The sequence below is a fragment of the Priestia sp. JSM ZJ58 genome (genome assembly GCF_044383985.1).
GTDB classification, from domain to species: Bacteria; Bacillota; Bacilli; order Bacillales; family Bacillaceae_H; genus Priestia; species Priestia zanthoxyli.
The window spans coordinates 18,522-32,337 of record NZ_JBISEM010000007.1; the positions used below are offsets into that span (position 1 = coordinate 18,522).

Consider the following 13,816-nt stretch of genomic DNA (forward strand, 5'->3'; position numbering starts at 1 on the left):
TTTTTCACAGCTGTCCGTAGCCATATACCTTTGCCAGCTCTTCGAAGGTTTTTGATGAATACGTAATAGTTACAGATGTTCCTACTGCTACTTTATCGAATAGTTCTTCCACATCCGCATTGTGCATCCGTACGCAGCCGTGGCTTACATATTTGCCAATGCTAGCTTCTGAGTTATTCCCATGAATACCGTATGTGTCGCCGGTTGTTCCGTTTGCATTAAGCCCTAGCCAGCGAGAGCCAAGAGGATTATTGGGAGCGCCTCCTGCAATGTGCCCTGTATAGTAAGGGCGATTTTTAATTTTGTTAACAATCTTGAAAAAGCCTACCGGCGTATCGCGCCATGTTTTTCCCGTAGCTACTGAATACGTATTTTCTAACTTTCCGTTATGAAAATAAGCAAGCTGATTTGTTTTTTTATTAATAATAATTAAATCTTCACTTGCTGTGTTTTCACTTGCGTCCGCCGTGCTTGCTGTATAAGAAATACTGATAATAGCTGCGAGACACAAAGCCGCTGCTCGCAGTAGAATTTTTCTCACGTTCTAGCCATCTCCTCTATTGTTCGATTACATATTTGATGAATTACATGCTATTAGTGTATAAAAGAAAAATGGACTGAACATGAACCTTACCTGAATGAAAACTGAAAGTGCGTTTTTACATGCGAATATAAAGTGAAAATCTGGGCAGAAATACAACTAAAGGTCTGGTACATATCTCATGAAAAAGAGAAAAATGAAAATGCACCTTGTTTGTTTAATTTAGGATGTATTATCATGAAAGTTTGAAATGAAGGGCAGGAGGTGGAATAAACAGATGCTTAAAGAATTTAAAGAGTTTGCTTTGCGAGGAAATGTATTAGATTTAGCTGTCGGTGTTATTATTGGAGCTGCATTTGGAAAAATTGTCACGTCTCTTGTAAATGATATTATTATGCCGCTGATTGGTTTGTTGTTAGCAGGGATAGACTTTAAAGATTTATCCTTTACGGTTGGAGATGCTACGGTATTATATGGATCTTTTATTCAAACAATTGTTGATTTCTTAATTGTTGCATTCTCGATTTTCTTATTTATTCGTTTCTTTAATCGTTTTAAGAGAAAAGAAGAAGAGAAAGTAGAGGAAGAAGTGGCTGTTCTGTCAAAAGAAGAAGAGATCTTAACAGAAATTCGTGATCTGCTAAAAGCAGAAGCAGTGAAAGAGCGTTCATAACAGCAATTTTTACATACGTATAAAACGGCTAAGAGGCCCGTCTTTTCATCAGAAAAGCGGGCTTTTTTTTGTGGAATTTCTCGGGAAATGTTATTGATGTGATTTTGAGAAAATTAGGCGTGAAGGCGAGAGAGATAGGAATGTTAAAATCATATTAAAAGTGTTAAGATATTGTAAATAGGAGGCTTAAGGTTATGTTTAAACATTTGTATCGTTCTTTGCCAATGCTGGTGGCGTATGGGCTGCTTAGCGTTTTTTTATACAGTGTTGTTATGCTTAATATATCAAATGACACAAAGATATTGTTTGACTGGGCCCAAATCCATACAGCTGGGTTCGTCGTATTAATAGGGGGATGCTCACTTGTCTTATGGGCGCTCACTTTCTATTTACTGCTTCGATTTAATCAGATAGAGAGAATACAAGGTTCGCAGTGGTACGCCATTTTTACGGCAATTGTGTTTTCAATTGCGGTAGCAGCCGTTTCTGCTATGGTTTTTGTTATCTATCATATTGATATACATAATCCAGGCAAAACAATAGAGTGGATGCAAGCATACCCTGAACGCTATCTTTTTACGGTATTTTTACTTTCGCTGTTAACACTAGCGATCATTATGCTAGTAGGGGAAGCTTATTTAGGGGCTGGGATTACCTTTGTTCTGTATTTTATTTTAGCTCTTGTAAACTATTATAAAAAAATCTTTCGAAATGAACCATTGTTCCCGAACGATTTTATTCAGGCGAGTCAGTTAAAAGAAGTTATTCCAATGATTAAAGATTCGATTTCAATTCCTATTGTCATAGGAGTTATTGGATCTATTGTCGTACTGGTTGCTCTTTGGTTTTTCTTGCCGAAAATTAAAATTCGATGGTTTCTTCGAATTATTATGATTCTGCCGCTTATCTTTTTAATGAAATCATTTTTATTCTTTGAACACTCGTTTGCTCAAAAATATTATGATCAATATGCTGCGCTGATGCCTTGGAATCAGCAAAATAATTATTACTATAATGGACCGGTTATTGGCATGATTTCAAATGTTAAAACAGATGTGCTGCAAGAGCCGGATGACTACTCACAGGAAGTAATGGCCAAAGTGGCAAAGCGCATTCATTCAAAGGAAGAGAAAACACAAGAAAGCAAGGCTGAAGTCAAACCAAACGTCGTGTTTGTAATGAATGAAACGTTTTGGGACCCAACAAAGCTTAACGTGACGTTCTCTGAAGATCCAATGAAAAATACAAGAGAACTTCAAAAGAAATATCCTTCTGGGTGGTCTTTAAGTCCTTCATTTGGCGGGGAGACAGCTAATGTAGAGTTTGAAGCATTGACGAGCTACTCTTTGTCTTTCTTTAACCCTGGAGGTCTTCCTTATCAGCATGTATTGAGTAAAAAAGAATATCCGTCTTTTGTTTCTTATTTAGAAAAACAAGGCTATGCTACAACAGCTATGCATCCAAACAGCGGTATGCTTTATATGAGGCAAAATGTGTATCCAAATTTGGGCTTTGATCAAGTGAAGTTTATTGATCAAATGAAGCATACGCAAAAAGATAACAAAGAATTTGTTTCTGATGAAGCGGTAGTTGATGAAGTGCTCGATACGCTTCGTCAGTCGAAAAAGCCTGCGTTTGTGCATGCTGTAACGATTGCAAATCATCTTCCTTATTCTGCGGATAAGTATAATGGTCAGGAAACCATTAAAGTAACCGGTAAAGGGTTATCACCAGAAATGCAAAAGGAAATTGAAATTTATGCTGAAGGAATTAAACGTTCAGATGCTGCTTTAAAACGATTGAACGATGAAATTCAAAAGCTGGACGAGCCGACCATTGTAGTATTTTGGGGAGATCATTTGCCAGCACTTGGACAAAACCTTCAAGCTTACAAAGAAACGGGTTTTGGAAACGAGAAGACGCAGCAAACATCTCAAAAATTTTATGAGACGCCGCTCTTATTTTTATCTAATTACGATACGAAAATAGATAAAAATCTCGGTACGATGAGTCCTATTTATATTGCTCCGACGCTTGTTCAATCTCTTGGTTACAAAAGTAATCTGTTCTACGATCAGCTGAATCAAATGAAAACAGAAGTGCCGGCTTTTCGTTCAAATATGTATATAGATTCAAAAGGAAAGCTAGTGGATGATCCGGCAGCGCTCTCTAATAAAGCTGCAAAAGACCTTCAAGATTACCATGAAGTTGAGTTTGATACATTATCCGGGAAACAGTATGAAACGCGTAGGTTGTATAAATAAAAATAAAAACTCCTTTTAAATAAAAGGAGTTTTTATTTTTTAAGTGTTTAAGGTTGTACTAAAAAATAATTCATGTATAATATTTTAAGGTTAAAAGTAAACTTTAAGTTAAGTAAAACAAAACTTGAGTTTGGAACAGCATGAACAATTATTCATGCTGTTTGCTAATTTTAAATACAGTTGAGGATCGAGAGTATGGAAATAGGAAAGAAAATTAAGAATTTACGATTAAAAAAAGGCTTAACACAAGAAGAGCTAGGAGAACGTACTGATTTAAGCAAAGGCTATATTTCGCAGCTTGAGCGCGATTTAAGTTCGCCGTCTTTAGAAACATTTTTTAGTATTTTGGAAGTGCTGGGGTGCGAACCGAAAGAATTCTTCGAAATTGATACGCATGTTCAAAAGGTTGTATATAAAGAGGAAGACTACACGAGTTATTGCGAAGATGAAAAAGGTTACCATATTCAGTGGCTTGTACATGAATCAAATGAAAAAGAAATGGAACCAATTCGTCTTATTCTTCATGAAAAAGGTGCATTTAAGAGATTTGAACCTTCTCTTTCAGAAACGTTTGGCTACATTTTGCGCGGGTGTGTGAAGGTGAAGCTTGGAGGCAGAATATATGAGGCTAAACAAGGGGAAACCATCTATTTTCAAGCTTCTGAAGAACATCAGATTTTAAATGCTCATGACGGAATAACAGAGTTAATTATCGTGGCGACAGAGTCTTATTTATAGAACAAAAGAGGTGAAGTGAAATGACATCTACGAATACAATTATTCAATTTGAAAATGTGACCAAGCAATATGATAATGATTCAGTTGTATTGGATCATGTAAGCTTTGAAATTGAAAAAGGGAAGTTTTATACCCTTTTAGGTCCATCGGGATGTGGAAAGACAACGATTTTACGATTAATTGCAGGCTTTACGGAGGCCTCGAGCGGAACGATTTATTTTAATGGAAAAAGAATTAATGATGTCCCGGCTAACAAACGTCAGGTTAATACGGTTTTTCAAGACTACGCGCTTTTCCCGCATTTGAATGTATTTGAAAATGTAGCATTTGGTCTTCGAATCAAGAAGATGAAAAATGCTGATATTGGGATAAAAGTTAAAGAAGCCCTTCGCTTTGTTAACCTAGAAGGATATGAAAAGAGAGAAATAAAGGAAATGTCGGGCGGTCAAAGACAGCGCGTAGCCATTGCACGAGCAATTGTAAATCAGCCCGAAGTCATTCTGCTGGACGAGCCGCTTTCAGCTCTTGATCTAAAATTGCGTACGGAAATGCAATACGAGTTAAGAGAATTACAGCGCCGTCTAGGTATTACGTTCATTTTTGTTACGCACGATCAAGAAGAAGCGCTTGCGATGTCCGATGAAATCTTTGTTTTGAATAAAGGAAGAATTCAGCAGAGCGGGGAACCTACAGATATTTATGATGAGCCAATTAATCGTTTTGTTGCCGATTTTATTGGTGAATCAAATATTGTACCAGGTAAAATGATTGCTGACTTTTTAGTGGAGTTTGGCGGCCAGCAATTTGAATGTGTCGATCAAGGGTTAAACCGAAATGAGCAGGTTGAAATTGTGATTCGCCCTGAAGATTTGGCCATTACAAGCTCCGATCAAGGAAAGCTGCAGGTTCGTGTAGATTCACAGCTGTTTAGAGGAGTCCATTATGAAATTTTAGGCTATGACCATGCAGGGAATGAGTGGCTCGTCCACTCTACAAAAAAGGCAACGGTTGGCGAAGAAATTGGTTTATATTTTGAACCTGAAGCTATTCACGTTATGCGATTTAATGAAACGGAAGAAGAATTCGATAAGCGACTCGAAGGTTATGAAGAGGATTACCATGCAAACTAAATCAAGAAATATTTATTTAGTCCCGTATGTGTTATGGATTTTGCTTTTTGTAGTTGCTCCCATTGTATTAGTTGTCTATTATTCTTTTTTCAGCATTGATAATGAGCTGACGCTTGAAAACTATAAGAAATTTTTTACCCCTGTTTATTTACAGATGACGCTGAGCTCATTTTGGTATGCCTTTTTAATTACGTTATTTTCCTTGGTTTTTTCTTATCCAACAGCTTATTTACTAACGAAGCTTAAGCATAAGCAGCTTTGGCTTCTACTGATTATTTTACCGACGTGGATTAACCTATTATTAAAAGCTTATGCTTTTTTAGGCATATTCGGCACGTACGGTACGGTTAATAAATTTACTGAATTTCTGGGATTTGGTACTCATCAAATTTTATTTACTGACTTTAGTTTTGTATTTGTATCAGTGTATATTTTTATCCCCTTTATGATTTTGCCGATCTTTAACTCTTTAGAAGAACTTAATCCCTCGCTTATCTACGCTTCGCGAGACTTGGGGGCATCTTCATGGGTGACATTTAAGCGCGTGGTATTTCCGCTAACGCTAGAAGGGGTTAAATCAGGTTGTCAGGCTGTTTTTATTCCAGCACTGTCACTCTTTATGATTACGCGTTTAATTGCTGGAAACCGCGTCATTACACTGGGAACGGCGATTGAACAACATTTTTTAGTGACGCAGGATTGGGGCATGGGAGCCACAATTGCTGTCTTTTTAATTATTGCGATGGCCGTTATGATGCTCATAACAGGCACTGGAAAGAGAGGTGTGTAAAATGAAGAGAAAGTGGAAGTTCAGCCACCTTTATTTATTTTTTGTCTTTTTCATTTTATACGCGCCCATTTTTTATTTAATGTATTACTCTTTTAACAGCGGAGGAAACATGCGAGAGTTTGAAGGGTTTACGTTAGATTGGTACAAAGAAGTGTTTCAAGACACACGTTTGCTCATTATTGTCTTGAATACCTTAATTATTGCTCTATTGTCTTCGGTTATTTCAACGATTATTGGCGTGATAGGAGCACTTGCTATCGTATACGTGAAGCGCAGACGTGTTCAAAATACACTGTTAACATTTAATAATGTGTTAATTGTGAGTCCAGATGTTATTATTGGCGCATCTTTTTTAATTCTATTTACCATTATCGGTGTAAAGCTCGGGTTTATATCGGTATTATTAGCGCATATTGCATTCAGTGTACCGATTGTGGTCATCATGGTTCTGCCTAAGCTGCAGGAAATGAGTCCGACACTGCTCGATGCAGCCCGTGATTTGGGAGCAAGTCGCTTTGAAGTACTTTCGAAAGTGGTATTGCCATTTATTCGTCCGGGTATCTTTGCAGGCTTTTTTATGGCTTTAACTTACTCTTTGGATGACTTTGCGGTTACGTTCTTTGTGACCGGGAATGGTTTTTCCACGCTTTCAGTAGAAATTTACTCGTTAGCAAGAAGAGGGGTCTCGCTGAAAATCAATGCTCTTTCTACTCTTATTTTCATGTTTACCGTGCTGATTGTAATTGGTTATTACTTTATCAGTCAGCGATATAGCAATAAAGCGAAAGGGGTGGCGACTGGAAAATGAAGCAATTAGCAAAGCCGTTTATCTTCATCGTCATCCTTTCTTTCGTTCTTATGTATGTGGTTCATCATTTGAACAATGCCGAAGGATACTCTGGAGGAGATACACTGACCGTCTATAATTGGGGAGATTATATTGATCCTGATTTAGTGAATCAGTTTGAAAAAGAAACCGGAATTAAAGTCATTTATCAGACCTTTGATTCGAATGAAGCAATGATGACAAAAATTGAACAAGGCGGTACGACATTTGATATTGCTGTTCCTTCTGAATACGCGATTAGCAAGATGCGTGAAGAAAATTTACTATTGCCAATTGATCATTCGAAGCTGCCTAATTTAAAATACATTAATCCGCGTTTTTTAGACCTATCTTTTGATCCTGGCAATAAGTACTCTATTCCTTATTTTTGGGGAACTGTGGGTATTGTTTATAACTCTGATATGATTCATGGTAAGAAGATAAAGAGTTGGAATGATTTATGGGATCCTAAGCTAAAAAATCAAATTTTACTTGCAGATGGCGCTAGAGAAGTGATGGGAATGGGGCTAAACAGCTTAAATTATTCATTAAATGATACGAATAAAGCTCATCTTCACGAAGCAAAAAGAAAGCTTGATACATTAACACCAAACGTAAAAGCCATTGTAGGAGACGAGATTAAGATGCTCCTAGCAAATGAAGAAGCGGCAGTTGGCGTTGTTTGGTCAGGTGATGCTTCTGAAATTATGAGTGAAAACGATAAGCTGAATTACGTTGTTCCAGAAGAAGGTTCGAATTTATGGTTCGATAACATGGTTATTCCAAAAACGGCTAAAAACGTAGAAGGTGCACATAAATTCATGAATTTTATGCTAGATCCTAAACACGCTGCTCAAAATGCAGAATATGTAGGGTATTCTACGCCTAATAAAAAAGCGTTAGATTATTTGCCGAAAGAAGTAGCGAAAGATGAACGTTTTTATCCGGATGAAGAACTAACCAATAAACTTGAAGTATATAATAACTTAGGCAAACGAATGCTTGCTTATTACAATGAATTATTTTTAGAATTCAAAATGCACCGTAAATAAAAGGTACTTAGTTAGGCCTTTATACTCAAGTTCTTTATTGTTTTTGTAAATTCAGTTGCGTGATAGCAAGAGGAAAGATAAAATACAAACGAGTAAAGCTAATAACATTTATTTTATGTTATTAGCTTTTTTATTTGTAAAACGGGAAAGATAAGAAAAAATTGAATGTTCTATTATTCATCTAGAATGTATATTTCACATTATATAGGAGAGAAAAAGTGAAGCAAAAACAAAAGCAGCATATTCAATCCATTTATTTTTTACGATTATTCGCTATGATGATGGTTGTGCTCGTACATGTAACAGCAGCGTATGCAACGGTACTGCCATTTGCAAGTGAAGCTTATCAGAAATATCATTTCCTTAACCGAATTGTTCGAATTGAAGCAGGGATCTTCATTGTGATCACAGGTTTAGTTTTCTTTTATAGTTACATTAACAAGCCGTTAACAAAGACTTTATGGAAAACGTATTATGCTCGAAGAGTGACATATATTTTAGTTCCCTATGTTATTTGGGCACTTATTTATGAATTTTATTCGTACTATGTGGGAGCAACAGAATTAAATGCAGCTGATATTGTGAAACGTATTTTACGCGGAGAGTCCTACTATCAGCTTCATTTTATCTTTTTAATTGTACAAGTGTATCTCGTGCTGCCGGTTTTTGTATGGCTAGCACAAAAAGTAACCATTTTTAAAAAATACATGTGGCTGTTTGGTATTATCATTCAGCTTGGTTATTTAATGCTTAACAATACGTATCATATCACTTCATTTAATTTATTTTTAAATACGATGGCTACGTTTTTACTCGGCGGTTGGATTGGTATTTATTATCGCGAACAAGTGGATAAAAAGTACAGTCGTTCAAATATTGTATTATTTCTGGTGACGCTCGGATCGGGAATAGCTATTTCACTGTTAAATTATCACTTATACACAATGAAGACAATTCACATTTCAGGCTTTACGTATGAGGCTGTTAATACGCTTTATTTGGTCGTGGGAAGTTATTTCTTCTTCCGAATTGCAGAGATATTAGCTGAAAAGCTTTCTGTGAAGTCCGTGACGGTCGTTAAAAATATTGCCATGTACTCGTTTGGATTTTACTTGATTCATCCAATGGTTTTAAACTTTGTGGCAAAAGCAGTACCAATACAAGGCAACTATATGTTTCACGTGGAAATCTTGGCACGTTATATTTTGACATTAGCGGGCTGTTACCTCATTATTTGGGGATGTCATCGTCTTTTACCGTTTGCTAGCTTTTTGTTTGGTAAACTGCCAAAAGAAGCGGTGTTCATTTACCGACGTCCTGATCATAAATAGCGTTTAGTTAAAAGTTATGCCTGCTTGCAGGCATAACTTTTTTTATAAAGTATAAGAGATGATAACGCGCTAGTTTTAAAATATTTTTAAAAGTGACATGCTAAGATAATGATTATTTAGGTAATCACAAAAGGGGGAATTTGATATGCGTGTACTTGTGGTAGAAGATGATGCTTCATTATTACACGGTATCGTAGAAGGCTTAAAAGAAGAAGGATATGAAGTTGATTGTGCGTCTGATGGAGATGAAGGTTTGTTTTTAGCAGAGCAGAATATTTATGATGCCTTAATTTTAGATATTATGCTGCCGAGTATGACAGGGCTTGACATACTAAAAAAACTAAGAAAACAAAAGGTGTTGACCAAAGTTATTTTTCTTACTGCAAAAGATAGTGTAGAAGATCGAGTGAAAGGACTCGACTATGGAGCCGATGATTATTTGGTTAAGCCTTTTGCCATGGCTGAACTTTTTGCGAGGTTAAGGGTAATGCTTAGGGACTTGCAGGCAGAAGAAGGTATGATTTCATATGGTCCCATTTCTATACGAGAAGCCAATCATGAAGTAGTGATTAATGGAAGTGTCCTCACGTTAACGATTAAAGAATTTCAGCTTTTGGAATATTTTATTCGAAATAAAGAACAAATCCTTATTCGAGATCAAATTTTTAATCGGGTATGGGGTTTTACATCCGATGTAGGAGTGGGCGTAGTTGATGTTTATGTTCACCATTTAAGAAAGAAGCTTCAGCCTTTTAATTGTGACAATTATGTACGTACAGTCAGAGGCGTAGGCTTTATGTTAAAAGGGGAAGAGCATGTTTAAAAAGACGAGAATCAGGCTTGTGTTATTTAACACAATGGTGCTGATGGTTATCTTGAGCATTTTTAGTGTGGTTTTATATTTTTACATGCAGCATCTTATTTTTTTAAACCCGGACAATCGGCTAAGTGAGATGAGCGAGCAGGTTAAAAAAAGAAATTTACATGAAATTCAGGAAAACAATGAGAGAGAAACAGAACGTCGCGTTGCGTTTTTACTTTGGAGCAGTGATAAAAAATTAATCAAAATTACACCTAAAAAAGGGTTATATACAAACGATATTGACGACTTTAAGCCTGCGCTCTCAGAAGGGAAAATCAAAACGTCGCAAGAGGTAAACGGTCATGCTTATCGAGTGATGAATGTGAAAAATGAAGGATATATAAAAGATCAAGACGTTTCAACAATTCAACTTGTCTTAAACGTAGATCCAGAAACTCAAACCTTAGAGCACCTTGCTTTTCTTCTTGTCATTTCAGCTTTTATTGGACTGCTTCTTTCCCTTGTAGCTGGCTTGTTTTTAGCCAATCGAGCGCTTGTACCTATTCAAAAATCTTGGAACAAACAAGTCGAATTTATTGCAGATGCTTCCCATGAGTTAAGGACGCCTCTTTCCGTGATGCAAACGCATCTCGAGCTATTGTTTAGACGACCAAATCATACGATTGAGCAAGAAAGCGAAAACATTTATCAAAGCTTAAACGAAGTAAAGCGGATGACGAAGCTGGTGGGCAACTTACTAACACTCGCTAGATCTGATTCAAGTGCACAGCTGCTAAACAAAACGGTCTTTAATATGGGTGAGCTAGTTGGTAAAGTAGCTAATCAGTTTGAGCCTATATTTGAACTAAAGGAGCTGCATTTCACAAGGGAAATTGAATCGTTAATGTTCGGAGGAGATCAAGAACGACTTCATCAGCTATGTATGATTTTGTTAGACAACGCTTTTAAGTACACCCCACCTGGAGAAAGCATTCATATTAGTCTAAAGAAACATCATCACTCTATGACGCTAATTGTCAAAGACACAGGCATTGGAATTGAAGCGAAAGATCTTCCGTATGTGTTTGATCGCTTTTATCGAAGTGATAAGAGTCGGGCGCGTGCCGAAGGAGGATCAGGTTTAGGGCTCGCGATTGCCAAATGGATTGTACAAGCTCATGACGGAGAAATTAAGGTTTTTAGTCAAAAAAACGTGGGTACGGAATTTTATGTGAAAATTCCGCTATGAAAAAAGCTGCCTGTCATTAGGCAACTTTTTTTGTCACTTTTTTGTTTGCAGTCTTCCATGCTTTCCATGCATTAGCAAGTAACAGGCCGATTAATAAATAGGCAAGGCCGCCAAAAACTAAGTAATCTACGGCGCTAATCGCCCCTGCAAGCATCCCAAATTTTATTTGGTCTTTATACTTCGCAGGAGAAGTTGGCGGATCCGTCACCATAAAGAAGGCTAAAAATAAAGCGGAATTAACAAAAGGAGCTCGTAAAGCATCCGCTACATCACCTACTCCTATTAATGACATAATCGTAAAAATAGCAAAATACACGCCTAAAAACGCAAATACTTGAGGGAATTTATTTACTTTGCTCGTCACAAGGTACCCTGTCACAAACACGAATACAATGAGCCAGACGGGTAGTAAAGATAAGCTTCCCCACCAGCTTTGGCCGCTTGAAAAGACAATAAGTGAAAAGAGAAGACCAAAAGCGGCAGGGTTAAAAATAGGCTTCTTTTTTACTTTTACTAAGTGCTTCGATAAAATAGCAACAGCTACAGTGCAAAATGTGACCCAAGCAGGTGTAGAGGTGCTGAGCACTAAGGCAATAATTAATCCAGTAATAATTCCGCCGTCAGGAAGCTGAATTTTCTTTTTATAAGCAAAAGAAAATCCTAAATCTAAGGCGGCCGCCGAGCATACGGCGAGTAGTAGGTGTCCTAATCCTTGAAAGGCAGAAGAGTTGAATTCACCTAATAAGGTTAAAAGCAGCAGCATAGCCATCACGTATCTTTTAGGTGTTTTAACTAGCTGCCCCCACCGACTTATTTCTTTTGGTTTGTTTTCATCTACAATAATATAACCTTTGGGTGTACTAATATATTTAACACCGCTTCTTCGTTCAGAACGTGTGGTCATCATTCATTAATTCCTCCATATCTGATGTGAAAAAAGGAGTGAAACTAGAATCGAAGAGTACGCCGCGTACGTCGGCATCATTCAATAAATTTACTCCTTTTTCCGCTCCTAAAATAAAAGCTGATGTAGATAATGCATCGGCCAGCATGGCAGAAGGAGCAATAGCTGTACAACTCATTAGACTGCTTCTAGTAGATGGAGATAAGGGATTAACCAAATGATGCATGAATGGTTGCGTCTTATTTTTTCTAGCATAATTTCCTGATGTGCAGACAGCCGTATCTGTTACACGCAAGGTCAGTAATGACTGCGTTTGAATCTGAGGGTGCTGAATCCCGACTTTCCACAAATCTCCGTGTTGATTGAGTCCTTTAACTAGGATGTCTCCTCCGGCATTAATCATAAAATGCTGATAAGGAAGGGAGTGGGCAGCCAAATCAATAGCTAATCCTTTGGCGACCGCTCCAAGATCTATAATCATCGGTTTTTGTAAGAGAACCGTTTTTTTATGTGTATTCAATACGATGTCTTTATAACTTCCAGAATCGACTGCTTCGTTCACTTGTACGGGCTTTCCATCTAAATAATGTTCGTTAAAACCACGTTTTTCTAATTGTTTTCCTACCGTTGGGTCAAAGATTCCATGCGTTTCATCTGCTACTAAGAAAGCGAAATGAAGGGCTTCAAATAATAGGGGGCTAACAGCAACAGGTTCTTTGATATGTCTAATTAGCTTCATAACTTCGCTTTTGGCATCAAATCGACTGCATGTCGTTTCGACGGTCTTAAAAATAGTAAATGCCTTTGAGATATGGTGAAGGACATTTGCTTCCTCCGATTGGGGAGCAATTACTTGAATGGACACGGTTGTTCCCATACATAAGACAGAGCGGCTATACGTTTTTATGGACATCATTCGTTTCTCCTTTATGCATTCATTGCTTGCTGAAGGGCGTCATCCACGGCATTTTGAAAATCTTCTGTGCTAAGCGTTGCTCCGCTCACGACGTTGACATCTGAGCTTTGTCTTTGTACGACTTGAGACGGAAGATCCTCAATGTAACTCTCAGAATAGTGAGTATCCGCTTCTGTAATTTCAACTGTATCAATTCGGTCGTTTTTAATGGTCACAGATACGTAAACAGTTCCGATACGGTTGCTTCCTTGACCAGAATACGTTCCATCTTTGTATTTTGTTTTAGGAGCAGAACTTTCGGTACTCGCTGATGAAGGGTGCTTATTAGAAGAAGCGATATCTTCTCCCCAGTTATCATTAACAATCGTTTGATTGTCTGTCTGATCTCTCGTTTTTTTCTGATGATGAGCCGGTGTGACTTGAACAGCTTGCGCGTCAGATAGAGTGTTTATATAACCAGTTGCATAAATACTTCCAATGGCTACGCTGCATGCAGCAATCATCGTTTTTCCCATTTTACTCATATTTGTTGAACCTCCTGATTTATACCAGAACTATAGTTTCGATTATTGATGGTGATCTTTAGCATAAATAAACTTT

14 protein-coding genes are annotated in these 13,816 nt (G+C 37.4%); 10 read left to right on the forward strand and 4 right to left on the reverse strand.

Features of this window, described 5'->3' with window-relative positions; all coding sequences use genetic code 11:
* Window positions 1-4: 4 nt before the first annotated feature.
* Window positions 5-541, reverse strand: coding sequence for a L,D-transpeptidase (locus ACH6EI_RS26040; RefSeq protein ID WP_099000530.1), 537 nt, complete (start codon window positions 539-541; stop codon window positions 5-7).
* A 277-nt stretch (window positions 542-818) separates the two neighbouring features.
* Here ACH6EI_RS26040 and mscL point away from each other — a divergent pair, with 277 nt between their 5' ends.
* The 10 genes from mscL (at window position 819) to ACH6EI_RS26090 (ending at window position 11,396) form a co-directional block, all read left to right on the forward strand.
* Window positions 819-1,214, forward strand: a complete 396-nt coding sequence (gene mscL / locus ACH6EI_RS26045; protein WP_028411898.1) for a large conductance mechanosensitive channel protein MscL — start codon at window positions 819-821, stop codon at window positions 1,212-1,214.
* Window positions 1,215-1,408: 194 nt separating this feature from the next.
* Window positions 1,409-3,478: an LTA synthase family protein gene (locus ACH6EI_RS26050; protein WP_099000531.1), complete on the forward strand. Its 2,070-nt coding sequence runs from the start codon at window positions 1,409-1,411 to the stop codon at window positions 3,476-3,478.
* A 195-nt stretch (window positions 3,479-3,673) separates the two neighbouring features.
* On the forward strand, window positions 3,674-4,216 hold the full coding sequence (locus ACH6EI_RS26055; protein WP_028411896.1) for a helix-turn-helix domain-containing protein: 543 nt from the start codon (window positions 3,674-3,676) through the stop codon (window positions 4,214-4,216).
* 20 nt (window positions 4,217-4,236) lie between these two features.
* A complete protein-coding gene (locus tag ACH6EI_RS26060; protein WP_028411895.1) occupies window positions 4,237-5,346 on the forward strand; it encodes an ABC transporter ATP-binding protein in 1,110 nt (369 codons plus the stop codon).
* Window positions 5,336-6,136: an ABC transporter permease gene (locus tag ACH6EI_RS26065; protein ID WP_028411894.1), complete on the forward strand. Its 801-nt coding sequence runs from the start codon at window positions 5,336-5,338 to the stop codon at window positions 6,134-6,136. The genes ACH6EI_RS26060 and ACH6EI_RS26065 overlap by 11 nt, the downstream gene beginning before the upstream one ends.
* Window position 6,137: 1 nt before the next feature.
* Entirely contained in the window at window positions 6,138-6,944 is an 807-nt protein-coding gene (locus tag ACH6EI_RS26070; protein ID WP_028411893.1) for an ABC transporter permease, read from the forward strand.
* On the forward strand, window positions 6,941-8,014 hold the full coding sequence (locus ACH6EI_RS26075; protein WP_099000532.1) for an ABC transporter substrate-binding protein: 1,074 nt from the start codon (window positions 6,941-6,943) through the stop codon (window positions 8,012-8,014). The genes ACH6EI_RS26070 and ACH6EI_RS26075 overlap by 4 nt, the downstream gene beginning before the upstream one ends.
* 218 nt (window positions 8,015-8,232) lie before the next feature.
* Entirely contained in the window at window positions 8,233-9,345 is a 1,113-nt protein-coding gene (locus tag ACH6EI_RS26080) for an acyltransferase (protein WP_028411891.1), read from the forward strand.
* A 145-nt stretch (window positions 9,346-9,490) separates the two neighbouring features.
* Complete coding sequence (locus ACH6EI_RS26085) at window positions 9,491-10,168, forward strand: response regulator transcription factor (protein WP_048022362.1); 678 nt, start codon at window positions 9,491-9,493, stop codon at window positions 10,166-10,168.
* Window positions 10,161-11,396 (forward strand): sensor histidine kinase, encoded by a 1,236-nt coding sequence (locus ACH6EI_RS26090; protein WP_099000533.1) that lies wholly within the window; start codon window positions 10,161-10,163, stop codon window positions 11,394-11,396. Before ACH6EI_RS26085 ends, ACH6EI_RS26090 begins: the two co-directional genes overlap by 8 nt.
* A gap of 16 nt (window positions 11,397-11,412) precedes the next feature.
* Here ACH6EI_RS26090 and ACH6EI_RS26095 read toward each other — a convergent pair whose 3' ends face one another.
* From ACH6EI_RS26095 to ACH6EI_RS26105, 3 genes are read right to left on the reverse strand one after another with little or no spacing between them, the layout of a single operon-like run.
* Window positions 11,413-12,303 carry an RnfABCDGE type electron transport complex subunit D gene (locus tag ACH6EI_RS26095; protein WP_223546281.1) on the reverse strand — a complete coding sequence of 297 codons (891 nt, stop codon included), beginning with the start codon at window positions 12,301-12,303 and terminating at the stop codon, window positions 11,413-11,415.
* Window positions 12,284-13,213, reverse strand: coding sequence for an FAD:protein FMN transferase (locus ACH6EI_RS26100; RefSeq protein ID WP_223546282.1), 930 nt, complete (start codon window positions 13,211-13,213; stop codon window positions 12,284-12,286). Before ACH6EI_RS26100 ends, ACH6EI_RS26095 begins: the two co-directional genes overlap by 20 nt.
* Window positions 13,214-13,227: 14 nt before the next feature.
* Complete coding sequence (locus ACH6EI_RS26105) at window positions 13,228-13,740, reverse strand: FMN-binding protein (protein WP_099000534.1); 513 nt, start codon at window positions 13,738-13,740, stop codon at window positions 13,228-13,230.
* Window positions 13,741-13,816 lie beyond the last annotated feature (76 nt).

What these genes read in the sequence shown, in the direction of transcription:
- mscL (WP_028411898.1), top strand. Translation starts at nt 819, where the DNA reads ATGCTTAAAGAATTTAAAGAGTTTGCTTTGCGAGGAAATGTATTAGAT.
- ACH6EI_RS26050 (WP_099000531.1), top strand. Translation starts at nt 1,409, where the DNA reads ATGTTTAAACATTTGTATCGTTCTTTGCCAATGCTGGTGGCGTATGGG.
- ACH6EI_RS26055 (WP_028411896.1), top strand. Translation starts at nt 3,674, where the DNA reads ATGGAAATAGGAAAGAAAATTAAGAATTTACGATTAAAAAAAGGCTTA.
- ACH6EI_RS26060 (WP_028411895.1), top strand. Translation starts at nt 4,237, where the DNA reads ATGACATCTACGAATACAATTATTCAATTTGAAAATGTGACCAAGCAA.
- ACH6EI_RS26065 (WP_028411894.1), top strand. Translation starts at nt 5,336, where the DNA reads ATGCAAACTAAATCAAGAAATATTTATTTAGTCCCGTATGTGTTATGG.
- ACH6EI_RS26070 (WP_028411893.1), top strand. Translation starts at nt 6,138, where the DNA reads ATGAAGAGAAAGTGGAAGTTCAGCCACCTTTATTTATTTTTTGTCTTT.
- ACH6EI_RS26075 (WP_099000532.1), top strand. Translation starts at nt 6,941, where the DNA reads ATGAAGCAATTAGCAAAGCCGTTTATCTTCATCGTCATCCTTTCTTTC.
- ACH6EI_RS26085 (WP_048022362.1), top strand. Translation starts at nt 9,491, where the DNA reads ATGCGTGTACTTGTGGTAGAAGATGATGCTTCATTATTACACGGTATC.
- ACH6EI_RS26090 (WP_099000533.1), top strand. Translation starts at nt 10,161, where the DNA reads ATGTTTAAAAAGACGAGAATCAGGCTTGTGTTATTTAACACAATGGTG.
- ACH6EI_RS26095 (WP_223546281.1), bottom strand. Translation starts at nt 12,303, where the DNA reads ATGATGACCACACGTTCTGAACGAAGAAGCGGTGTTAAATATATTAGT.
- ACH6EI_RS26100 (WP_223546282.1), bottom strand. Translation starts at nt 13,213, where the DNA reads ATGTCCATAAAAACGTATAGCCGCTCTGTCTTATGTATGGGAACAACC.
- ACH6EI_RS26105 (WP_099000534.1), bottom strand. Translation starts at nt 13,740, where the DNA reads ATGAGTAAAATGGGAAAAACGATGATTGCTGCATGCAGCGTAGCCATT.